Raw genomic sequence first — 21810 nt, 5'->3', positions numbered from 1 at the left:
GCCCCTTCGTGTCCGGGCTCAGTGCCGCCGCAGCAGCTCCGCGACCTGGAACGCCAGCTCCAGCGACTGCTGGTGGTTCAGCCGCGGGTCGACCAGGGTCTCGTAGCGTCGCGCCAGACCCTCGTCGTCGATCTCCTCCGCGCCACCCAGCACCTCGGTGACGTCGTCGCCGGTCAGCTCCATGTGCAGTCCGCCCGGGACGGTGCCCAGGCCGTGGTGCACGTCGAAGAAGCCGGTCACCTCGTCCATCACGTCGGAGAACCGGCGGGTCTTGTATCCGCTGGACGCCGTGATGGTGTTGCCGTGCATCGGGTCGCACACCCAGGTGACCGGGCGGCCGTCGGCGGTGACCTTCTCCACCAGGCCGGGCAGCACGTCGCGGATCCGCGCGGCCCCCATCCGGGTGATGAAGGTGATCCGGCCGGGTTCGCCGCTCGGGTTCAGCCGGTCGATCAGCGCCAGCGCGTCATCCGCCGTCGTGGTCGGGCCCAGCTTCACGCCGAGCGGGTTCTGCACCCGGGCGAAGTAGTCCACGTGCGCACCGGACAGCTGCCGGGTGCGCTCCCCGATCCACAGGAAGTGGGCCGAGCAGTCGTAGGGCAGCCCGGTCCGGGAGTCGATCCGGGTCAGCGGCCGCTCATAGTCCAGCAGCAGCCCCTCGTGCGAGGAGTAGAAGTCCACGGTGCGCAGGGCGTCGAAGTCGGCGCCGCACGCGGCCATGAACCGGATCGCGCGGTCGATCTCCCCCGCGATCTCCTCGTACCGGGAGTAGGCCGGGTTCGCCATGAAGCCCCGGTTCCACTCGTGTACCCGCAGCAGCGACGCGAAGCCGCCGGTGGTGAACGCGCGGATCAGGTTCAACGTCGCCGAGGACGTGTGGTACGCCTCGAGCAGCCGCTGCGGGTCCGGGGTGCGGGACTCCTCGGTGAACTCGAAGCCGTTGATGATGTCGCCCCGGAACGCCGGGAGCGTGACACCGTCGCGGGTCTGCTCGTTGGACGAGCGCGGCTTGGCGTACTGGCCCGCCATCCGGCCCATCTTGATCACCGGCAGGCTGGCGCCGTAGGTCAGGATCACGGCCATCTGGAGGATGGTCATGATCTTGCCGCGGATGTTGTCGGCGGTGGCCTCCGCGAAGGTCTCCGCGCAGTCCCCGCCCTGGAGCAGGAACGCCTCGCCCCGACCGGCGGCCGCGAGCTGGGCACGCAGCGCGTCGGCCTCGCCCGCGAACACCAGGGGCGGCAGCGCCGCCAGCCGGTCGGTGACCCGGTTCAGGGCCTGCGCGTCCGGCCAGGCGGGCTGCTGCGCGGCGTCCAGCGAACGCCAGGCGTCCAGACCCGAGAGCACCTGCGGGTCCGGCTCCACGCTCACGAGTGGCTCGCGGGCACCAGCGGCTGGCCGATCTCCGACAGCATCGCGCCGAACCACGGCTGGCTGATGTCGAAGGGCTTGCCACCGGCGATCCGCGGGAAGGCGATCGCCTTGAGCCGGTCGCCGTCCTCCTCGTCGTGGCCGATCACGCCGGGCTCACCCTTGAGGGCGCACTCGACGGCGAGGTCGGTCATCGACTTGATCAGGCGCAGGTCCTCGGCGTTGGCCGCGGCCGCTCGGGAGTAGTAGCCCGACTTCTGGACCATGACCTTCTCGGCACCCAGCTTCTCCGCGAACTGCTTCGCGAACCACTGACCCGGGTTGATCGTGTCCAGCTTGACGTGACCGAAGGCGTCACGGCCGACCTCCTGGCCGGAGGCCTCGAGCTGCTCGACGATCTCGTGCATGCCGGCACCCTCGGAGAGGAAGATGTTGACGTTGCCCTGCTCGTCCATGATGGTGCGCAGGCGCGCGGCCTCGGCATCGATGTCGATCTTCGCCTCGGGCACGAACACGGCGTGGATGTCCCAGCGCTCACGGGACAGGCCGATCTCCGGCAGCCACTCCTGCTGGTCCAGCCACTTGCGGTACTCGACCGCGGCGGCGGCGGTGAGCCACCCGCAGTGCCGGCCCATGACCTCGTGCACGATCAGCATGCGCGGGCCGGAGCGGTGCTCGCCGATGATGTTCGCCGCGAAACCGGCGGCCTCCTCGGCGGCGGTCCAGGCACCCAGCGACTGCTTGATCGGGATGACGTCGTTGTCGATGGTCTTCGGCAGACCGACGACGGTCAGGTCGTAGTCGTTCTCGGCCAGGTAGGCGGCCAGGTCGGCGGCGGTGGTGTTGGTGTCGTCGCCACCGATGGTGTGCAGGACGTCCACGCCGTCCGCCTTCAGCTGCTCGGCGGCCACCTGCAGCGGGTCCTCACCCTCGGCGACCAGACCGCGCTTGACGCAGTCGGCCTGGTTGGTGAGCTTCACGCGCGAGTTGCCGATCGGCGAGCCACCGAAGCGGTGCAGCAGGCCGGCCTTCTCCCGGACGGCGTCGGTCACCACGATCTTCTGACCCTTGAGCAGCCCGTAGTAGCCGTGCTCGTAGGCGATGATCTCGATCTCGGGAGCGATCTCGGTGTACCGCTCGATCAAGCCACCGACCGCCGAGGACAGGCACGGAGCGAAGCCACCCGCGGTCAGGAGCGCGACGCGACGAACCGACATGAGACACACCTCTCGTTGGAACTGCACAGCTGGGCGTTCTGCCCGGGGCCACTGAAGGGCATCGGGCGGGATCGAATCCGGGACCGAGGTCCCCGGCGCTCATCCTACTGAGCGGGCTGGTCCTCTTCCGGCGGGACCGGTACCTGGACATCGGGCACCTCGCGACCACCCGGGGCGAGCGTGGCACCGGTGGGGGCCTCCGCCTGCGGGTGACCGGTGGCGATCCGGGCCTTCTGGGTCGCGGCGTAGATGTCCACGTACTCCTGGCCGGAGATGCTCATCAGCGCGTACATGATCTCGTCGGTGACCGAGCGCAGGATGAAGCGGTCGTTCTCCATGCCCTTGTAGCGGCTGAAGTCGAGCGGCTCGCCGATCACCACACCGATCCGGCGCGGGCGGGGCAGGCGCTGGCCCAGCGGCTGCGCCTTGTCGGTGTCGATCATCGCCACCGGGATCACCGGCGCGCCGGACTCCAGGGCGAGGCGGGCCACCCCGGTCTTGCCGCGGTAGAGCCGGCCGTCGGGGCTGCGGGTGCCCTCGGGGTAGATCCCGAACAGGTCGCCGTGCTCCAGTCGCTTCAGACCGGTGCGCAGCGCCGCCTCGGATGCCTTGCCGCCGGAACGGTCGACGGGGATGGTGCCCACGCCGCGCATGAAGCCCGCGGTCAGGCGGCCCTTGAGTCCCCGACCGGTGAAGTACTCGTTCTTGCCGATGAACACGATCTCCCGGTCCAGCACCAGCGGCAGGAAGAAGGAGTCGACCACCGCGAGGTGATTGCTGGCCAGGATCGCGCCACCGCTGCTCGGGACGTGCTCCGCTCCGCGCACCCAGGGGCGGAACAGCAGGTGCAGCAGCGGGCCGATGAGCACCCGCTTCATCAACCAGTAGAACAACCTGACACCTCTCGACCTGGACTGCGGGACAGTGGCGACCAGCCCCCACCTAGAGTGGGACACATGGCACCCGACCGCTCCGCCGACGACGCCCCCCGCGACGACGAGGGCCGTTCCGACGCACCGGTCACGGACGAGCAGTGGGCCGCGATCGTCGCCGATCTGCAGGACACCACCGAGCCGTCCGGAACCACGACCGACGACGGCGATGCCGCACCCGGTCCCGCCGTAACCTACCCCGTCGCGCCCTGGGTCTCCGACCGACGCGTCGTGCGACCTGCGCAGAGCGATGGCCGGGCGTGGGACGCGACCGAGCAGTTCGACGCGGCCGAGCGCGAGGTGGACGAGGCCGAGCACTTCGTCCCGCCGCCCGCTCCCCCGGTGTTCGGCGGCGACCCGCTGCTGACCGTGGCCTGGCTGGCGGTCGGCGGGATGCCGATCTTCTGGCTGGTGGTCGTGATCGGCTGGAAGAGCGCACCGGCGGCGCTGATGCAGGCGTCCGGGCTGGTGTTCCTGGCCGGGCTGGCGATCCTGTTCTGGCGGATGCCGCACCGGCGCGACCCCGACCGGGACGAGGGTGACGGCGCGGTCGTTTGACCCTGCCACGATGTGAGGGTGTGACCTGCGGGCATGGATCACGACGGACTGCTGCGGATCGGGTTGTTCTCCCGTCTGAGCTTCATCAGCGTGCGGATGCTCCGGCACTACGCGGAGCACGACGTCCTGGTGCCGGCCGAGGTCGACGAGTGGACGGGGTACCGGTTCTACCGGCCCGAGCAGCTCGCCGACGCGCGCCTGGTGACCGGGCTGCGCGACGCGGGCTTCGGCGTGGCGGACATCGCCCGGGTGCTGGCGGTGCGGCGTGATCCGGCGAGTGTCGCCGCCCTGGTGTCCGAGCAGCGCAGACGGCTGCTGACGGAGCGGAGCGAGCTGGACCACCGGCTCGCGGCACTCGACCGACTGAGGATCGAGGAAGTTATGCCCAGCCAGCCCACCCAGCCCACCCTGACGGTCACCGAGACGACCCTGCCCGCGATCACCGTGCTGTCCCTGCGCGACACCATCCCGCATTACTCCGACGAGGGGTCGCTGTGGCAGCGGTTGATGGCGCAGGCGGGCCCATACCTGCGCCCGGACGCGCGGTTCGGTGCCACTTTCCACGATCCCGACTACCAGCCGGAGAACGCCGACGTGGAGGTGTGGGTGCAGGTGCCCGCCGACACCCCCGGAGCGGTCGCCGTGCCGGAGCGCCGGATCGTCACCACCACCCTGCGCGGCTCCTACGAGCGGATGTCCGAGGCGACCGCCGTGATCGGGGGCTATCTGGCCGAGCACGACCTGCATGCCGGACCGATGTTCAACATCTACCGGGTCGGCCCGACCCAGGACCCCGATCCCGAGCACTGGGTGACCGAGGTGTGCTTCCCGATCGTCGACTGAGCACACGACGAGGCCCGGCCCCCGTGAGCGGGGACCGGGCCTCGTCGTCGGATCAGAGTCGCGCGAGGTCGGCCGCGCCGACGATGCCCGCGTCGTTGCCCATGGCCGCCAGCGCGAACTGCGCCTCCGGGCGGTGGCCGCGGGCGAAGAGCTGCTCCATGTAGCCGCGACGGGCCGGGTCCAGCAGCAGGTCGCCGGCCGCGCTCACGCCGCCACCGATCACCACGATCGCCGGGTCCAGCAGGGCCCCGACCGAGGCCGAGCCCTCACCGATCCAGCGGCCCAGCTCGGCCAGCAGCTCCACCGCCAGCGGGTCGCCGTCCTGAGCGGCCTGCGTGACCTGCGGACCGGTGAGGTCCTCCACGTCACCACCGGCCAGCTCCAGCAGTCGGGTGCCGCGGGCGGGCTCGGTGATCAGCGCCGACTGGGCGTCGCGGACCAGCGCGGAGCCGGAGGCGTACTGCTCCCAGCACCCCTCGTGCCCGCAGCCGCAGTAGTGCCCACCGGGGACGACCCGCATGTGCCCGACCTCGGCGGCGCCACCGAAGGCACCGCGGACCAGGTTGCCGCCGACCACGACCGCGCCGCCCAGCCCGGTGCCGATGGTCAGCATCAGCATGTCGTCGACCTCGCGCCCGGCACCGAACCGGAACTCGGCCCAGCCGGCGGCGTTCGCGTCGTTCTCGACCACGATCGAGATGTCCGAGCCGAGCTCGGCGGCGACGATGTCCCGCAGGGCGTGGTCGCGCCAGGGCAGGTTCGGGGTGAAGCGCACGGTGGCCTGGTCCGAGCCGATGAAGCCGGGTGCCGCCAGACCGATGGCGCCGACCTGGTGGCTGTCGATCAGCTCACGGCAGGCGTCGATGACACCGCGGTCCACGCTGTCGGAGTCGCGGGGGTCGGTGTCGCGACGGACCTTCGCGATGATCCGGCCGTCCTCGTCCACCACACCGGCTGCGATCTTGGTTCCGCCGATGTCCACACCGATGGCGTGCATACTTCCCCGCTTCCGCGCCTGAGATCGTTCGCATGCCGGGCCCTCCGATGGACCTCGTGGCCGGTGACACCGGTTCCACGCGCATACGCGGGGACCACGCTAGCGTGCCTGGACCGGGACCTTGCACACGCTCCCACGCCCGGTGCCGAAATCGCCGATCCACGACATGTCAGCGAGCGGGACCAAAGTCCCATATGCTGCGCCGAACCCCTCGGCTTCTGACAACGGAGTGAGAACCCATGGCGGAATTCAGCACACCCCTGCTGCTCGACGCGGCACCGGAGGAGAATCTGCTCGACCTGCTCGACGCGCGCGTGGCCGCCACCGGTGACGGCCCCCTGATCGAACGGCGTGGCGACGACGGCAGCTGGTCGACGATCACCGCACGCCAGTTCGCCGCCCAGGTCAACGACACCGCCCGCGGCTTCCTGGCCCACGGTGTCGCGGCCGGCGACCGGGTCGGGATCATGTCCCGCACCCGCTACGAATGGACCCTGCTGGACTGGGCGCTCTGGACGGTCGGCGCGATCCCGGTGCCGGTGTACGAGACGTCCTCGGCCGAACAGGTGCACTGGATCCTCACCGACGCCGATGTGACGCTGCTCGTGGTCGAGACCCGCGAACACGCCGACCTGGTGGCAGAGGTCCGGCCGGAGACGCCGCACCTGCGCGAGGTCCTGGTCCTGGACGAGGGGGCGCTGGACACCCTGGTATCGGCGGGGCAGCAGGTGCCGGTCGACGACCTCGCGGCCCGACGCCGGTCCGCCGGACGCGACGACCTGGCCACGATCATCTACACCTCCGGCACCACCGGCCGCCCGAAGGGCGTGGAGCTGACCCACGGCAACTTCTCGATCCTGACCCGGAACGCGGTCGAGGGCCTGCGGGTCGTGGTCTCCACGCCCGGCGCCCGCACCCTGCTGTTCATGCCGCTGGCGCACGTCTTCGCCCGGTTCGTCGAGGTGCTGTGCATGCCGGCCGGGGCCGTGCTGGGCCACACCCCGGACACCAAGACGCTGCTCGCCGACCTGGCGACCTTCAAGCCGACCTTCATCCTGTCGGTGCCCCGCGTGTTCGAGAAGGTCTACAACTCCGCCGAGCAGAAGGCAGCCGCCGGCGGCAAGCTGAAGATCTTCCAGTGGGCGGCCAGGACGGCCATCGCCTACTCCCGGGCGCTGGACGAGGGTGGCCCGTCGCTCGGACTGCGGGTCCAGCACGCCGTCGCGGACAAGCTGGTGTTCCACAAGTTGCGCGAGGCGATGGGCGGCCGGATCGAATGGGCGATTTCCGGCGGCGCACCGCTCGGCGAACGCCTGGGCCACTTCTTCCGCGGCATCGGTGTGCGGATCCTGGAGGGCTACGGCCTGACCGAGACCACCGCCCCCGCCGTGGTGAACCTGCCCGACGCCACCCGGATCGGCACCGTCGGCCCCCCGCTGCCCGGCACCTCGATCAGGATCGCCGCCGACGGCGAGGTCGAGATCCGCGGTCCCCAGGTGTTCCGGCGCTACCACCACAACCCGACCGCCACCGACGAGTCCCTCACCGACGGCTGGTTCCGCACCGGCGACCTGGGCTCGCTGGATCAGGACGGGTACCTGCGGATCACCGGGCGCAAGAAGGAGATCATCGTGACCGCCGGGGGCAAGAACGTCGCCCCCGCGGTGCTGGAGGACCGGCTGCGGGCGCACCCACTGGTGTCGCAGGTGGTGGTCGTCGGCGACGGACGGCCGTTCATCGGCGCCCTGGTCACCCTGGACGCGGAGGGGCTGCCCGGCTGGTGCACGGCCCAGGGCCGCCCGCCGCTCACCGTGGAGCAGGCCCGCACCGATCCCCAGGTGATCGAGTCCCTGGACCAGGCGGTGGAACGGGCGAACCGGGCGGTCTCCCGGGCGGAGTCCATCCGCTCGTACCGGATCCTGGACCGCGACCTCACGATCCAGGACGGCTACCTCACCCCGAAGCTGAGCGTCCGCCGCACCCACGTCCTGAAGGACTTCGCCACCGACATCGAAGCCATCTACGCCGGCCCCCTCCCCGACCACTGACTTCCCCGCGTCCCTTCCCCCCGCCGCAACCCGCCCCTTCACCCGCCCGCCCTTTTCCGTCCCTTGCCCCGCCGAGACTGCACGAATCGACGCTGATCGGGCCTCGCAGCGTCGGTTTGTGCAGTCTCGGCGCGTCCGGGCAGGTCCAGGCGCGTGCGGGCGGGTCCAGGCGCGTGCGAGCGCGTGCGGGCGCGTCCGGGCGTGTCAGAGGGCGCGGTTAGCGTCCGCGGCATGGACGAGAAGCCGGTGCAGGTGACCCTGGAGGACATCGGCACACCGCTGCAGCAGGTGACCTTCGTGGTGGTCGACCTGGAGACCACCGGCGGGTTGTCGGCGGGCGCGGCGATCACCGAGTTCGGCGCCGTCAAGGTCCGCGGCGGCGAGGTGCTGGGCGAGTTCCAGACCCTGGTCGACCCCGGCGGCCCGGTGCCCGCGCAGATCCAGGTGCTCACCGGCATCACCACCGCGATGGTGATCGGCGCACCGAAGATCGAGGAAGTGCTCCCCTCGTTCCTGGAGTTCGCCCGCGGATCGGTGCTGGTCGCACACAACGCCCCCTTCGACATCGGCTTCCTGAAGGCGGCGGCCGCGCAGACCGGTCACGCCTGGCCCGGCTTCCCGGTGGTCGACACGGTGAAGCTCGCGCGGCGGGTGGTGACCCGGGACGAGGCGCCGAACCACAAGCTCGCCACCCTCGCCGGGCTGTTCCACGCGACCACCACCCCCGAACACCGCGCGCTGGCCGACGCCCGGGCGACGGTGGACGTGCTGCACGCGCTACTCGGCCGGATGGCACCGCTGGGCATCACCCACCTGGAGGACCTGGCCACCGCCGCCGACCCGGTGCCCGCCGACGTCCGCCGCAAGCGCACCCTGGCCGACGGCCTGCCCGACGCCCCGGGGGTGTACCTGTTCCGCGGCCCCAAGGACGAGGTGCTCTACGTCGGCACCTCGACCAACCTGCGCAAGCGGGTCCGCAGCTACTTCACCGCCGCCGAGAAGCGCGGCCGGATGCGCGAGATGGTCCGGATCGCCCTCGGGGTCACGCCGGTGGTGTGCGCGACCCGACTGGAGGCGCAGGTCCGCGAGCTGCGGCTGATCGCCCAGCACAACCCGCGGTACAACCGCCGTTCCCGGATGCCGGAGCGGATGCCCTGGGTGCGGCTCACCGTCGAGCCCTTCCCCCGGCTGTCCGTGGTCCGGGAGGTGGTCGAGGGTGCGACGCACCTCGGCCCCTTCGCCTCCCGGGGCGCCGCTCAGGCGGCGGTCGAGGCCCTGCAGGACACCTTCGCGCTGCGGCGCTGCGCCGGGAAGCTGCCCGGGGTGCCGCGCCCTGGTGCGTCCGCCTGTCACCTGGCCGAGATCGGTCGCTGCTCGGCGCCCTGCGTCCGGACCGAGGCGGCACCGGGTTACGCCGAGGTCGTCAGCGCCGCCCGGGCCGCGATGACCGGCGACCCCCGGGCCGTGGTGGTCGAGCACGCCCAGCGGATCAGCACGCTGATCGCCCGGGAACTGTACGAGGACGCCGCCACCGTCCGGGACCGACTGGCCGCCTACCTGCGCGGCGCCGCCCGCGCCCAACGCCTGGCACCGCTGGCCCGGATCGCCGAGTTGTGCGCCGCCCGCCGCACTGACGACGGCGGCTGGGAACTGGTGCTGGTCCGCCACGGACGGCTGGCCGCCACCGCGACGGTGCCGCCCCGCACCGATCCCTCCCCCGCGATCGAGTCCCTGCGGGCCACCGCCGAGCACGTCCCGGCGCCGATCGCCCCCGCCCCGGCCGGACACCCGGAGGAGGCGGACCTGATCCTCGGCTGGCTCGGCTCGCCCGGGGTGCGGTTGGTGTCGCTCAGCGAACCGTGGTCGCTGCCGGTCAGGTCGGCCGCCGCCTGGGCCGATCCCGCCGCCGCCATCGCCGGGATCGCGCCGTTGCCGGAGCTGCACGAACCGACACCCGAGCAGAGGACCGCCACACCCGGCGGTCCGGTGCCCGACATGGCAGTGCCGGGCGCGGCATGATGGGCACATGCTCACCGCCATCGTGCTGATCGACACCGACCCGAACCGGATCCCCGAGGTGGCGCAGGCCATCGCCGACCAGCCGGGGGTGAGCGAGGTCTACTCGGTCACCGGCGAGGTCGACCTGGTCGCCATGGTCCGGGTCCGTGAGCACGAGGAGCTGGCCGACGTGATCGCCGACCGGCTGAGCAAGGTCGAGGGCGTGCGCCGCACCCAGACCTACATCGCGTTCCGCACCTACTCCCAGCACGACCTGGAGTCGGCCTTCGCCCTCGGCATCGAGGACTGACCTCGATCACCCACCGACACGAACCCGCCGGTGGGATCAGTTCGACGCTGCGCGCCAGCGGTCCAGCACCGCGGTCGCCGCACCGGAGTCCACGGACCGTGCTGCGTGCACCAGTCCGGCCCGCAGCCGGTCGACCAGAGCGCCGTCACCGGTGCCGGGCAGCGACCCCTCGGCGACCAGGGCGGCCGCGGCGTTCAGCAGCACGGTCTCCCGCGCCGGGTGGTGCGCCCCGCCGATGATGTCCCGGGCCACGCCAGCGTTGTACTGCGCGTCGGCACCCCGCAGGTCGGCGATGGTCACCGGGGTCAGCCCCAGCTCGGCCACGGGGTCCAGGGTGTGCTCGGTGACGATCCCGTCGTCCACCTGCCAGATCCGGGCGGTGGAGGTCGGTGAGAGCTCGTCCAGGCCGTCGTCGTTGCGGAACACCAGCGCGTCGGTCCCCCGGCCCGCGAGCACCCCGGCCATCAGACCGGCCATCCTGGGGTCGGCACACCCGATGGCGGCCGCCGCTGGCTGCGCGGGGTTGGTGAGGGGACCGAGGAAGTTGAAGGCGGTGGCCACACCGAGGTCGCGCCGCGCCACCGCCGCGTGCCGCATCGAGGAGTGGAAGGTCCCGGCGAAGCAGAACGTGATCCCGGCTTCCTCGACGATCGCGGCGACCCGCTCCGGGGTGTGGTCCAGCCGCAGCCCGAGTGCCTCCAGCACGTCGGCGGAACCGGAGGAGGACGAGGCGGCGCGGTTTCCGTGCTTGACCACCCGGACCCCGGTGCCGGCGATCACCAGCGAGGCCATCGTGGACACGTTCACCGTGTGCGCGCGGTCGCCGCCGGTGCCGACGATGTCCACGCTGCGACCCGGCACGGTGAACCGCACCGCGTGCGCCAGCATCGTGTCGGCCAGCGCCGTCAGTTCCTCGACCGTTTCACCCTTGGCGCGCAGCGCGACCAGGAACCCGGCCACCCGGACCGGCGACGCCTCGCCGGACATGATCTGGTCCATCGCCCAGGCGGTCTGCTCCGCCGTGAGGTCCTGGCCGCCGATCAGGGCGGTGAGCAGATCGCCCCAGCTCATCGGGCGCGGGCGGGCGACAGCAGACCCGCGACGGTGCTCTGCAGCTCGATCGGGTCGAGCGGCTGGGAGACGACGGCGTCGGCGTCCGACCACGCGGCGAGCCAGGCGTCCTGCGGGCGGCCGGTGAGCACCAGCACCGGCGGGCAGTTGTAGAGCTCGTCCTTGACCTGACGCGCCAGCGCCATCCCGCCGACCTTCGCTGCCTCGCCGTCGAAGACGAACAGGTCGTAGCCACCGGCCTCGGCGGCTGCCAGTGCGGCCGCCGGGGTGGCCGTCTCGGTCCAGTCGATGTCCGGCGCACCGCGACCCAGTCGCTTGCCGACACCGAGGCGCACCTGGGCGCGGGTGTCCAGGTCGTCGCTGTACAACAGGATCCGCGGACCGGCGGTGGTCACGGCGTCGGTGGTGTGCTCAGCAGCCATGGCAGCATCTTGGCACGTCCCACCGTGCCGGTCCTCAGGCCACGCAGGCACCCGGTCGACACGCCGGATGAACTGACGATGTGACAGAAAACTCCGGCTCAGCCTGGGACTTGTGACCCATGAACGGCGGATCTTCGGCATACTGGCCCACGTGACAACCGCAACGGCCGCGCCTCAGTCCGCTCCCCACGTGAGCGTCAACCGACCCAACCCCGTGTCGGTGGGGACCATCGTGTGGCTGGCGTCCGAGCTGATGTTCTTCGCCGGCCTGTTCGCGATGTACTTCACGCTCCGCTCCACCGTGCCCGACGAGTGGGCGGCAGAGACGCCGCTGCTCAACATCCCGTTCGCCGTGGCGAACACCACGGTGCTGATCCTCAGCTCGGTGACCTGCCAGATGGGTGTCTGGGCGGCCGAGCGGTTCCAGCCCCGACGGTCCGGCAGCCTGCTGAACCTCAAGGGTTGGGGCATGAACGAGTGGATGACGCTGACCTACATCATGGGCGCGGTGTTCATCGGCGGTCAGATCTTCGAGTACGCCGAGCTGGTGCACGAGGGCCTGACCATCTCCTCCAGCCCGTACGGCTCGGTGTTCTTCCTGACCACCGGCTTCCACGGTCTGCACGTGATCGGTGGCCTGATCGCCTTCCTCTTCCTGCTCGGCCGCTCGTTCTCGGCCAAGCGCTTCGGCCACCACGAGGCCACCACCGCGATCGTCGTGTCCTACTACTGGCACTTCGTCGACATCGTGTGGGTGGCGCTGTTCGCCACGATCTACCTGATCAAGTAGTCCCCCCAGCCGTAACGAACACCAAGGAATACCCGTGAAGGCACTCGCCGCCCGCAGGCACCACCGGTCAGCGCCGGTCGTGCTGCTCCTGCTGGCGCTGCTGCTCACCGGAGCGGTGTACGCGATCGCTGCCCCGTCCAGCGCCGATGCGGCGTCCGCGACGACCAGCCAGAGCGACATCGACGCCGGTGGGAAGCTGTTCCAGGCCAACTGCGCCACCTGCCACGGCGCCTCCGCCGACGGCACCACCAGTGGTCCGTCGCTGATCGGGGTCGGCGCCGCCGCCGTCGACTTCCAGGTCGGCACCGGTCGGATGCCCGCCAAGATGAACGGCGCGCAGATCATGGCCGCGCCCCCGCAGTTCGACCAGGAGCAGATCTCGCAGCTGGCGGCCTACGTCGCCTCCCTCGGCGCCGGCCCGGCGATCCCCACCCCGGATCAGGTCGACGCCAGCAAGGGTGACGCCGCGAACGGTGGTGCGATCTTCCGCACCAACTGCGCGATGTGCCACAACGCGGTCGGCGCCGGTGGCGCGCTGTCCCAGGGCAAGTACGCCCCCTCGCTGATGGAGACCACTCCGGAGCACATCTACGAGGCGATGCTCACCGGCCCGCAGTCGATGCCGGTGTTCAACGACGCCAACATCACCCCGGACGAGAAGCGCGACATCATCGCCTACCTCGAGCAGCAGCGTGAGGGTTCGGCCGGTGGCCTGAGCCTCGGCTCGCTCGGCCCGGTGTCCGAGGGCCTGTGGGCCTGGGTCGCCGGTCTCGGCCTGCTGATCGCCGCGTCGGTCTGGATCGGAGCGAAGTCCTCGTGAGCAACCACCCCACTGATCTGACGCCGGTCGACGGCGGAGCGGTCCCCGACCGGTTCGAGGACCCGGGTCTGCACGAGCACCACGAGCGACTCGGCGACACCGACCCGAAGGCCAACAAGCGCGCCGAGCGTCAGGTCGTCGTCCTGTTCGCGCTCTCCGTGCTCGGGACCATCGGGTTCCTGGTGGCCTACGCGATCGTCCCGCCGGACGGCACCGTCGCCGGCATCCGGATGTCGAACCTGCTGCTCGGCCTGGCGCTGTTCGTCGCGCTGGCCGGCATCGGCCTGGCCGCCGTGCACTGGGCGAAGTCGCTGATGAACGACCGCGAGGTCGCGGAGGACCGGCACCCGATCGCCTCGGACGCCGCCACCCGTGAGGTCGCCGTCGCCAAGCTGAACGACGGCATCAAGGACTCGGCGATCGGGCGCCGCGGCGTGCTCAAGGGCGCCATGGTCTCCTCGCTCGCCCTGTTCCCGCTCGCCATCGCCGTGCCGCTGGTCGGCAACATCGGCGGCGACTGGAACGTCTCGCGCTCCAAGCACACCATCTGGAAGCGCGGCACCCGGCTGGCCCTGGACCCGACCGGTCGTCCGATCAAGGCCGCCGACGTCACCATCGGTTCGGTGTTCCACGTCATGCCCGAGGGCATCGAGGAGACCGAGCACCCGCTGAACGAGAAGGCCAAGGCCGTCGTGCTGATGATCCGGATGGACCCTCGGGACATCCGCTCGGAGCAGGGTGACGGCTGGAGCTACGACGGCATCGTCGCGTTCTCCAAGATCTGCACCCACGTGGGCTGCCCGGTGGCCCTCTACGAGCAGCAGACGCACCACATCCTGTGCCCGTGCCACCAGTCGACCTTCGACGCCGCCGACGGCGCCAAGGTGGTCTTCGGCCCGGCCAAGCGTCCGCTGCCCCAGTTGCCGATCACCGTCGACGACGAGGGCTACCTCATCGCTCAGGACGGCTTCAACGAACCGATCGGTCCGAGCTTCTGGGAGCGGCTGACATGAGTGCCTCCACCACCACGGCCCCCAGCACCAAGGCTGGCAAGGCCGCCGACTACCTCGACCAGCGCACCGGCATCGGCGGCGCGGTCAAGGAGTTCGCCCGCAAGATCTTCCCGGACCACTGGTCCTTCCTGCTCGGCGAGATCGCGCTCTACTCCTTCGTGGTCCTCCTGATCTCGGGCACGTTCCTGACGATGTTCTTCGTCCCGAGCATGACCGAGGTCCACTACGAGGGACCGTGGGAGGCGATGCAGGGCGTCCAGATGTCCGAGGCCTTCGCCTCGACGCTGAACCTCTCCTTCGAGGTCCGTGGCGGTCTGCTCATGCGGCAGATCCACCACTGGGCGGCCCTGATCTTCATGGCCTCGATCGTCACCCACATGATGCGGGTGTTCTTCACCGGCGCCTTCCGCAAGCCGCGTGAGATCAACTGGGTCGTCGGCTTCACCCTGATGATCCTGGGCCTGCTGGCCGGCTTCTCCGGCTACTCGCTGCCCGACGACGTGCTCTCCGGCAACGGCCTGCGCATCGCCGACGGCGTGGCCCGGTCGATCCCGATCCTCGGCTCGTACATCTCGTTCTTCCTCTTCGGCGGGGAGTTCCCGGGCACCGCCCTGATCCCCCGCCTGTTCACGGTGCACATCCTGCTGATCCCGGGTCTGATCCTGGCGATGATCGGTCTGCACCTGCTGTTCGTCGTGCTGCACAAGCACACCCAGTACCCGGGGTCGGGCCGCTCGGACAAGAACGTGGTCGGCTACCCGCTGTTCCCGGTGTACGTCGCCAAGGCCGGTGGCTTCTTCTTCGTCGTCTTCGCGGTGATCGCCCTGCTGGCCGGCACCATGACGATCAACCCGGTCTGGAACTACGGGCCCTTCGACCCGTCGATCGTGTCCGCAGGCGCCCAGCCCGACTGGTACATGCTGTTCCTGGAAGGTGGGCTCCGGCTCATGCCGGGTCAGACCGAGGTCGTGCTCGGCCAGTACACGCTGTCGCTGAACGTCCTGGTGCCCGCGGTGGTCGTGCCCGGTCTGCTGTTCACCGCGCTGGCGCTGTGGCCGTTCATCGAGGCCTTCGCCACCGGTGACACCCGTGAGCACCACGTGCTGGACCGCCCGCGCAACGCCCCGTTCCGCACCGCCTTCGGTGTGGCGCTGCTGACCGCGTTCTTCATCCTGATCCTGGCCGGGTCCAACGACCTGATCGCGACCCACTTCCACCTGTCGATCAACGACATCACCTGGACCTTCCGGGTGCTGATCTTCCTCGGCCCGTGGTTCGCGTTCTGGATCACCAAGCGGATCTGCTTCGCCCTGCAGCGCAAGGACCGCGAGCTGGTCCTGCACGGCAACGAGACCGGTCGGATCGTCCGCTTCGCCTCCGGTGAGTACATCGAGGTGCACAAGCCGCTGGACGAGCACGAGCGGTGGCTGCGGGTGCAGCACGAGCCGCGGCGTCCGATCGAGATCGAGCCGGCCGAGGACTCCCGTGGTGTGCGTCGCCCCGGGTACCGCAAGGACACCCTGCGCCAGAAGGTGTCGCGGATGTTCTACGAAGACCGGGTCGAGCCCGTCACCCCGGCCGAGCTGCGCGCCGCCCAGTCGCACGGTGCGCACGACGCGCTCCCTGCGGCCGAGGAGCCCGCTCAGCTGACCGGTTCGGCCGCCGGCGGTGGCACGCACCTGGTCGAGGACGAGGACACCACACGCCCCTGACGTGCGGAATCATTCATCCCTGTGGGACGTTGGATCCAGTGGATGACGTACGACCCGACGCCCGCGTCGGTCCCGGTCAGCCGCCGGGATCGACGCGGGCGTCGGTCGTTGTCGCCGCTCGTGCGGGCGACCGCCGACCGTGATACGACAGATGGACCCCGTTCCGGGGCCCACCCCGATGCACCGAGAGGTACTGATGGCCGAGTACACCCTGCCGGACCTGCCCTACGACTACGCGGCGCTGGAGCCGCACATCTCCGGCCGCATCATGGAGCTGCACCACGACAAGCACCACGCGACCTACGTCGCCGGTGCCAACACCGCCCTGGAGAAGCTGGCCGCCGCCCGCGAGTCCGGTGACTTCGGCGCCGTGGCCGGGCTGGAGAAGAACCTGGCCTTCAACCTGGGTGGTCACGTGAACCACTCGGTGTTCTGGGAGAACCTCTCCCCCGACGGCGGCGACAAGCCGGTCGGCGAGCTGGCCGCGGCCATCGACGAGTTCTTCGGCTCGTTCGACAAGTTCCAGGCGCACTTCACCGCCAACGCCACCGCGATCCAGGGCTCCGGCTGGTCGATCCTGGCCTGGGACTCCATCGGCCAGAAGCTCATCATCGTCCAGCTGTACGACCAGCAGGGCAACATCCCGTTGGGCCTCGTGCCGCTGGTGACGCTGGACATGTGGGAGCACGCCTTCTACCTGGACTACGTCAACGTCAAGGCCGACTACGTCAAGGCGTGGTGGAACATCGTGAACTGGGCCGACGCCGGCGCCCGCTTCGAGCGCGCCCGCAGCCAGACCTCGGGGCTGATCGTTCCGTCGCTCTGACCCGCTGAGCACGGCCGAGGGCCGGGCACTCCCCCTCGGGAGGGCCCGGCCCTTCGTCGTGCCCGGGTAGGCCTCGTCGCCCGCCGCCCTTCGGCACCGCCCAGTGCGCTAGTGCACTGGCGCCGCGTGCGGGCGGCAGTTCGCCCCTCGGGCGCCCCGAGGTCGGCACTTCGCGCCCGAAGTCGGCACGTCGCCGGGGGGATCGTGGCGTGGACTGCCGACTTCGACGGTGAGGGGCGGGGGCGGGGTTGCGACGGGGGGGGCGGGTGGCTGCGGGGTGGCGTTGGGCGGGGGGTCGGCCCGGGCGACGCACGACCGAGGGGCGCCCCCGCCGCAGCGGAGACGCCCCTCGGGGAGCCGTGTCAGGTCAGTGCGCGTGCTGGCCGCGGGAGAACTCGAACACCCAGCCGACCAGGCCGATGACGCCCAGCGCGACACCGATGTACGCGATCCACCAGCCGATGGCCATGCCGGTGAAGACCAGGGCACCGGCGGCGGAGATCGTGATCGGCCACCAGGACCACGGGCTGAACACACCCTGGTCGCCGGCACCCTCGGCGATCATCGCCTCCGGGTCGTCCTCGGGCCGCGGGTCGATCCGGCGGGCGACCAGCAGCAGGTAACCGCCGATCATGCCGACCAGACCGCCGACCAGCGGGATCCCGACGGTGCCGACCGGCTCGCCGCCGGACCACCAGGCGTAGATCAGGCCGATCGGGATGAAGAACAGGATGCCGCCCAGGAACAGCCACGGCTCGACCTTCATCGAGTGCGGCTTCGTGGTGGACGCACCGTGCTCGGACGGCCGACCGCCCGGTTCACGCAGCGAGCTCATCGCTGGCCCTCCTCGTCGTCGTTGCGCGGACGGTCGTCGATGATGGTGGCGCTGGACTGCTCCGGCTCGCCACCACCGGTCTCGACCCGGTCGCGGGCCACGCCCTGCTCACCGGTGCGCTCGGCCTCCCAGTCCAGGATGCCGGGCGACGGCTCGACGTGGTCCATCGCGGCGACCTCCGGGTGGTGCAGGTCGAAGGCCGGACGCTCGGAACGGATCCGGGGCAGGGTGGTGAAGTTGTGCCGCGGCGGCGGGCAGGAGGTCGCCCACTCCAGCGAGGCGCCGTAACCCCACGGGTCGTCGACGGTGACCTTCGGCGCGTTGCGCCAGGTCGTGTAGACGTTCCACAGGAAGGGCAGCGTCGAGATCGCCAGGATCATCGAGCCGACCGTCGACACCTGGTTCATCCAGGTGAAGCCGTCCTCCGGCGAGTAGTCGGCGTACCGGCGCGGCATGCCGATCACGCCCAGCCAGTGCTGGATCAGGAACGTCATGTGGAAGCCGATGAACAGCAGCCAGAAGTGCAGCTTGCCCAGGCGCTCGTTGAGCATCCGGCCGGTGAACTTCGGCCACCAGTAGTACATGCCGCCGAACATCATGAACACCACGGTGCCGAAGACCACGTAGTGGAAGTGCGCGACCACGAAGTAGGTGTCGGAGACCTGGAAGTCGAGGGCCGGGCTGGACAGGATGACGCCGGTCAGACCACCGAACAGGAAGGTGGTGAGGAAGCCGATCGTCCACAGCATCGGTGTCTCGAAGGTGAGTTTCCCTCGCCACATCGTGCCGATCCAGTTGAAGAACTTCACGCCGGTCGGGACCGCGATCAGCATCGTCATCAGCGCGAAGAACGGCAGCAGCACCGCACCGGTCACGTACATGTGGTGCGCCCACACCGTCACGGACAGCGCGGCGATGGCGATGGTCGCGTAGACCAGACCCTTGTACCCGAAGACCGGCTTGCGGCTGAACACCGGCAGGATCTCGGTCGCGATACCGAAGAACGGCAGCGCAATGATGTACACCTCGGGGTGACCGAAGAACCAGAACAGGTGCTGCCAGAGGATGGCACCGCCGTTCTCCGGGTTGAACACCTGCGCACCCAGTCGCCGGTCGGCACCCAGCGCGAACAGCGCGGCGGCCAGCGGCGGGAAGGCCATCAGCACCAGCAGGCTGGTGATCAGGGTGTTCCAGGTGAAGATCGGCATCCGGAACATGGTCATGCCCGGCGCGCGCATCGTCACGATGGTGGTGATGAAGTTGACCGCACCGAGGATGGTGCCGAAACCGGTCAGCGCCAGACCGAAGACCCAGAGGTCACCGCCGGCGCCCGGCGAGTACACGCTGTTGGACAGCGGCGCATAGGCGAACCAGCCGAAGGAGGCGGCACCCTGCGGGGTGAGGAACCCGGCGGCGGCGATCAGACCACCGAACAGGTACAGCCAGTAGCTGAAGGCGTTCAGCCGCGGGAAGGCGACGTCCGGCGCGCCGATCTGCAGCGGCATGATGATGTTCGCGAAGGCCGCGAACAGGGGGGTCGCGAACAGCAGCAGCATGATCGTGCCGTGCATCGTGAAGAGCTGGTTGTACTGCTCCTTGCTCTGCACGATCTGGATGCCGGGCTCGAACAGCTCGGCGCGGATCAGCAGCGCCATCAGTCCGCCGAGGCAGAACCAGATGAACGCGGTGATCAGGTACATGTACCCGATCGTCTTGTGGTCGGTGGAGGTGATCCACTTGACCACCGTGCGGCCGAAGGTCTGCTTACGCGGCGCGAGACCCGGAATGGTCTCGATGTGCTCGGCGGTCGCCATCAGTTCTCTCCCTCACCGGCGACGCGGGCGTCCTGGAGCCGGTTGTACTCCAGCCCGATCTGCCCGTCCTGACCGGCGTCGCGCAGGTCCTCGATGTGCTGCTCGTACTCCTGCTCGGAGACGACCTTCACGTTGAACAGCATCGACGAGTGCTCCTCGCCGCACAGCTCGGCGCACTTGCCGACGTACTCACCCTCGACCTGTGGCACCACCTGGAAGGTGTTGGTGCGGCCCGGGATCATGTCCTGCTTGTAGAGGAACGCCGGCACCCAGAACGAGTGGATGACATCGCGGGAGTCGAGGACGAACTCGACCCGCTGGCCCACCGGGAGGTACAGGGTCGGCTGCTCGGCCAGGGTCCCGTTCTCGCCCACGTTCTGCGCGTGCTCACCGGTGTCGTACACGTCGTCGTCGACGTAGTTGAAGTCCCAGCTCCACTGCTTGCCGATCACCTGGACGGTGAGGTCCGGCTCGGCGGTGGTGTCCTGGATCTCGGTCATGTCGCGCGCGGTGTAGTAGAACAGCACGCCGACCATGATGATCGGCAGGATCACGTACATGATCTCCAGCGGCACGTGGTACCGGAGCTGCACGGGGAGCTGGTCGTCCTCCTTGCGCTTCCGGTAGACGGCGACGCACCAGATGATCAGGCCCCAGACGATGACGCCGACGATCAGCGCCGCCACCCAGGAGCCGACCCACAGGTTCGTGATCCGACCGGTCTGGTTGGTGATCTCGTTGTCGGAGTCACCGGGCAGCCAGCCACGGCTGACCTCGGGCGAGCAGCCGGCAAGGGCGAGCACGACGGCCGACGCGGCTCCCGCGACGGCCAGTCGGTTCCACCTGCTGCGGCGGCGGGGGGTCTGCGAGCGCACCGGGGGCCTTCCACTCTCGGATCCCCACCCGGCCAGGCGCATCGCCGCGCCCGACACCGGTCAGGGATCTTCTTAGGACCTTTGTCCTCTCGATCCTGTGCAGCGTAGCGCGGGAATCGCCTCGTCGTGACCCGATGGACGCGTTTCGAGCCAACGAACTGACGAAGTGTCAGCTGGATCACGTGCGGGCTCGCCCACCGGTTAGCGTTCCGGTGTGTCCACGAGTCAGCCCCGTGCCGTGTTCGACGTCGCCGGGCACGCGCCCGTCCCCGCTCAGGTCCGCGACGCCTTCCTCGCCGCACTGGACGAGGGCTGGTCGGATCCGCGTCGCCTGCACAGCGAGGGACGTCGTGCCCGGGCCCTGGTGGACGGCGCGCGGGAGGCGATCGCCGGCCTGGTCGGCGCCCGCACCGAAGAGGTCGACCTCGCGCCCTCGCACACCGCTGCCCTGCAGTCGGCGGTGCTCACCGTCGCCCGCGGTCGCCGCCGGACCGGCCCCGGCATCGTCGCCTCCGCTGTCGAGCGGATGGCGGTGCTGGACGCGGCCGACCACGCGGGAGAGCGTCGCACGGTGCCGGTCGACGGTGACGGGGCCCTCGACGTCGACGCGTTCGCCGACGCGGTCTCCGCCGGGGACGTGGCTCTGGCCGCCGTGCAGCACGCGAACGGCGAGGTCGGTACCCGACAGCCCGTCGGCGCTGCCTGGCAGGCGGCCCGCGGGGCGGGGGTGCCACTGCTGGTGGACGCCGGGAGCTCCTTCGGTCATGTCCCGGTCGGCGCCGAGTGGGATCTGCTCACCCTGGACCCGGCCGACGTCGGCGCCGTCCCCGGTGTGGCGGTGCTGGTCACCCGCGCCGGGGTGCGTCGCTCACCGGTCGGACCGCCGGAGGACACCGAACGTTGGTTCCCCGGGGGTGTGTCGGTGCCCGCCGCCCTGGCCGCCGCGGTGGCCCTGCAGCTGGCGGCACCGCGTGCGGGCGACCCGTCGCTGGTCGCCCGGGTGCGCGAGCGGGTGGCTGCCGAGGTGCCGATGACGATGGTGGCCGGTCCTGCCGAACCCGCGAGGCGCCTGCCGCACGTGCTGACGTTCTCCTGTCTCTATGTGGACGGGGAGGCCGTGGTCACCGCCCTCGACCGCGCCGGGTTCGCGGTCGCCTCCGGGTCGGCCTGCACCTCCGCCACCGAACAGCCCAGCCACGTCCTGGCGGCGATGGGCGCCCTCACCCAGGGGAATGTGCGCCTCACCCTGCCGCCGGAGACCGCTGCGGCGCAGATCGAACGGTTCTGCGACCAGTTGCCCGGCATCGTCGCCGAGATCCGCACCCGGAACGGGCTGTGACACGACGAAGCCCCGGACC

At 70.3% G+C, this 21810-nt stretch carries 20 protein-coding genes; 11 read left to right on the top strand and 9 right to left on the bottom strand.

The features are described from left to right. Positions 1–18 precede the first annotated feature (18 nt). The 3 genes from HGK68_RS06630 to HGK68_RS06620 all read right to left on the bottom strand — a co-directional run bounded on the left by HGK68_RS06630 (position 19) and on the right by HGK68_RS06620 (position 3466). Positions 19–1371, bottom strand: a complete 1353-nt coding sequence (locus HGK68_RS06630; protein WP_169165259.1) for a class II 3-deoxy-7-phosphoheptulonate synthase — start codon at positions 1369–1371, stop codon at positions 19–21. Next, positions 1368–2588 carry a pyrophosphate--fructose-6-phosphate 1-phosphotransferase gene (locus HGK68_RS06625; protein WP_169165258.1) on the bottom strand — a complete coding sequence of 407 codons (1221 nt, stop codon included), beginning with the start codon at positions 2586–2588 and terminating at the stop codon, positions 1368–1370. The genes HGK68_RS06630 and HGK68_RS06625 overlap by 4 nt, the downstream gene beginning before the upstream one ends. Positions 2589–2692: 104 nt before the next feature. Continuing rightward, on the bottom strand, positions 2693–3466 hold the full coding sequence (locus tag HGK68_RS06620) for a lysophospholipid acyltransferase family protein (RefSeq protein WP_169165257.1): 774 nt from the start codon (positions 3464–3466) through the stop codon (positions 2693–2695). A 78-nt stretch (positions 3467–3544) separates the two neighbouring features. On the opposite strand from HGK68_RS06620, the gene HGK68_RS06615 reads away from it, so the two are divergent. Next, entirely contained in the window at positions 3545–4078 is a 534-nt protein-coding gene (locus HGK68_RS06615) for a hypothetical protein (protein ID WP_169165256.1), read from the top strand. A 33-nt stretch (positions 4079–4111) separates the two neighbouring features. Beyond that, positions 4112–4921 (top strand): MerR family transcriptional regulator, encoded by an 810-nt coding sequence (locus HGK68_RS06610; protein ID WP_169165255.1) that lies wholly within the window; start codon positions 4112–4114, stop codon positions 4919–4921. Between the two features lie 52 nt (positions 4922–4973). On the opposite strand, the gene HGK68_RS06605 is transcribed toward HGK68_RS06610, so the two are convergent. Next, positions 4974–5918: an ROK family glucokinase gene (locus tag HGK68_RS06605; RefSeq protein ID WP_169165254.1), complete on the bottom strand. Its 945-nt coding sequence runs from the start codon at positions 5916–5918 to the stop codon at positions 4974–4976. A gap of 239 nt (positions 5919–6157) precedes the next feature. On the opposite strand from HGK68_RS06605, the gene HGK68_RS06600 reads away from it, so the two are divergent. From HGK68_RS06600 to HGK68_RS06590, 3 genes are all read left to right on the top strand, one after another. After that, entirely contained in the window at positions 6158–7966 is a 1809-nt protein-coding gene (locus HGK68_RS06600) for an AMP-dependent synthetase/ligase (RefSeq protein ID WP_169165253.1), read from the top strand. Between the two features lie 231 nt (positions 7967–8197). Continuing rightward, positions 8198–9985 carry a DEDD exonuclease domain-containing protein gene (locus HGK68_RS06595; RefSeq protein ID WP_169165252.1) on the top strand — a complete coding sequence of 596 codons (1788 nt, stop codon included), beginning with the start codon at positions 8198–8200 and terminating at the stop codon, positions 9983–9985. A 7-nt stretch (positions 9986–9992) separates the two neighbouring features. Continuing rightward, positions 9993–10274, top strand: coding sequence for an Lrp/AsnC family transcriptional regulator (locus tag HGK68_RS06590; protein WP_169165251.1), 282 nt, complete (start codon positions 9993–9995; stop codon positions 10272–10274). Between the two features lie 36 nt (positions 10275–10310). On the opposite strand, the gene trpD is transcribed toward HGK68_RS06590, so the two are convergent. Beyond that, positions 10311–11345: an anthranilate phosphoribosyltransferase gene (trpD, locus tag HGK68_RS06585; protein WP_169165250.1), complete on the bottom strand. Its 1035-nt coding sequence runs from the start codon at positions 11343–11345 to the stop codon at positions 10311–10313. Beyond that, a complete protein-coding gene (locus HGK68_RS06580) occupies positions 11342–11767 on the bottom strand; it encodes a response regulator transcription factor (RefSeq protein ID WP_169165249.1) in 426 nt (141 codons plus the stop codon). Before HGK68_RS06580 ends, trpD begins: the two co-directional genes overlap by 4 nt. Before the next feature lie 151 nt (positions 11768–11918). Between HGK68_RS06580 and ctaE the strand changes: the two genes are divergently transcribed. The 5 genes from ctaE to HGK68_RS06555 all read left to right on the top strand — a co-directional run bounded on the left by ctaE (position 11919) and on the right by HGK68_RS06555 (position 16928). After that, positions 11919–12557, top strand: a complete 639-nt coding sequence (gene ctaE / locus HGK68_RS06575; RefSeq protein ID WP_169165248.1) for an aa3-type cytochrome oxidase subunit III — start codon at positions 11919–11921, stop codon at positions 12555–12557. A 34-nt stretch (positions 12558–12591) separates the two neighbouring features. Next, positions 12592–13377, top strand: coding sequence for a cytochrome bc1 complex diheme cytochrome c subunit (qcrC, locus tag HGK68_RS06570; RefSeq protein ID WP_169165247.1), 786 nt, complete (start codon positions 12592–12594; stop codon positions 13375–13377). After that, positions 13374–14390, top strand: a complete 1017-nt coding sequence (gene qcrA, locus HGK68_RS06565) for a cytochrome bc1 complex Rieske iron-sulfur subunit (protein WP_169165246.1) — start codon at positions 13374–13376, stop codon at positions 14388–14390. Before qcrC ends, qcrA begins: the two co-directional genes overlap by 4 nt. Next, positions 14387–16102 (top strand): cytochrome bc1 complex cytochrome b subunit, encoded by a 1716-nt coding sequence (gene qcrB / locus HGK68_RS06560; RefSeq protein WP_169165245.1) that lies wholly within the window; start codon positions 14387–14389, stop codon positions 16100–16102. The genes qcrA and qcrB overlap by 4 nt, the downstream gene beginning before the upstream one ends. Positions 16103–16298: 196 nt before the next feature. Continuing rightward, positions 16299–16928, top strand: a complete 630-nt coding sequence (locus HGK68_RS06555) for a superoxide dismutase (protein WP_169165244.1) — start codon at positions 16299–16301, stop codon at positions 16926–16928. Positions 16929–17295: 367 nt separating this feature from the next. On the opposite strand, the gene HGK68_RS06550 is transcribed toward HGK68_RS06555, so the two are convergent. The 3 genes from HGK68_RS06550 to ctaC form a co-directional block, all read right to left on the bottom strand. After that, the gene (locus HGK68_RS06550) at positions 17296–17694 is read right to left on the bottom strand and encodes a cytochrome c oxidase subunit 4 (RefSeq protein ID WP_169166977.1); all 399 of its coding nucleotides are present in this window, start codon (positions 17692–17694) and stop codon (positions 17296–17298) included. Positions 17695–17759: 65 nt separating this feature from the next. After that, positions 17760–19577: an aa3-type cytochrome oxidase subunit I gene (ctaD, locus tag HGK68_RS06545; protein WP_169165243.1), complete on the bottom strand. Its 1818-nt coding sequence runs from the start codon at positions 19575–19577 to the stop codon at positions 17760–17762. Then, a complete protein-coding gene (ctaC, locus tag HGK68_RS06540) occupies positions 19577–20452 on the bottom strand; it encodes an aa3-type cytochrome oxidase subunit II (protein ID WP_246260636.1) in 876 nt (291 codons plus the stop codon). Before ctaC ends, ctaD begins: the two co-directional genes overlap by 1 nt. A gap of 214 nt (positions 20453–20666) precedes the next feature. On the opposite strand from ctaC, the gene HGK68_RS06535 reads away from it, so the two are divergent. Then, the gene (locus HGK68_RS06535) at positions 20667–21791 is read left to right on the top strand and encodes a cysteine desulfurase family protein (protein WP_246260634.1); all 1125 of its coding nucleotides are present in this window, start codon (positions 20667–20669) and stop codon (positions 21789–21791) included. The last annotated feature ends 19 nt before the right edge of the window (positions 21792–21810 follow it).

The sequence above is a fragment of the Cellulomonas taurus genome, assembly GCF_012931845.1.
Lineage (GTDB): Bacteria > Actinomycetota > Actinomycetes > Actinomycetales > Cellulomonadaceae > Cellulomonas > Cellulomonas taurus.
This window is presented reverse-complemented; position numbering and strand designations above follow the sequence as displayed.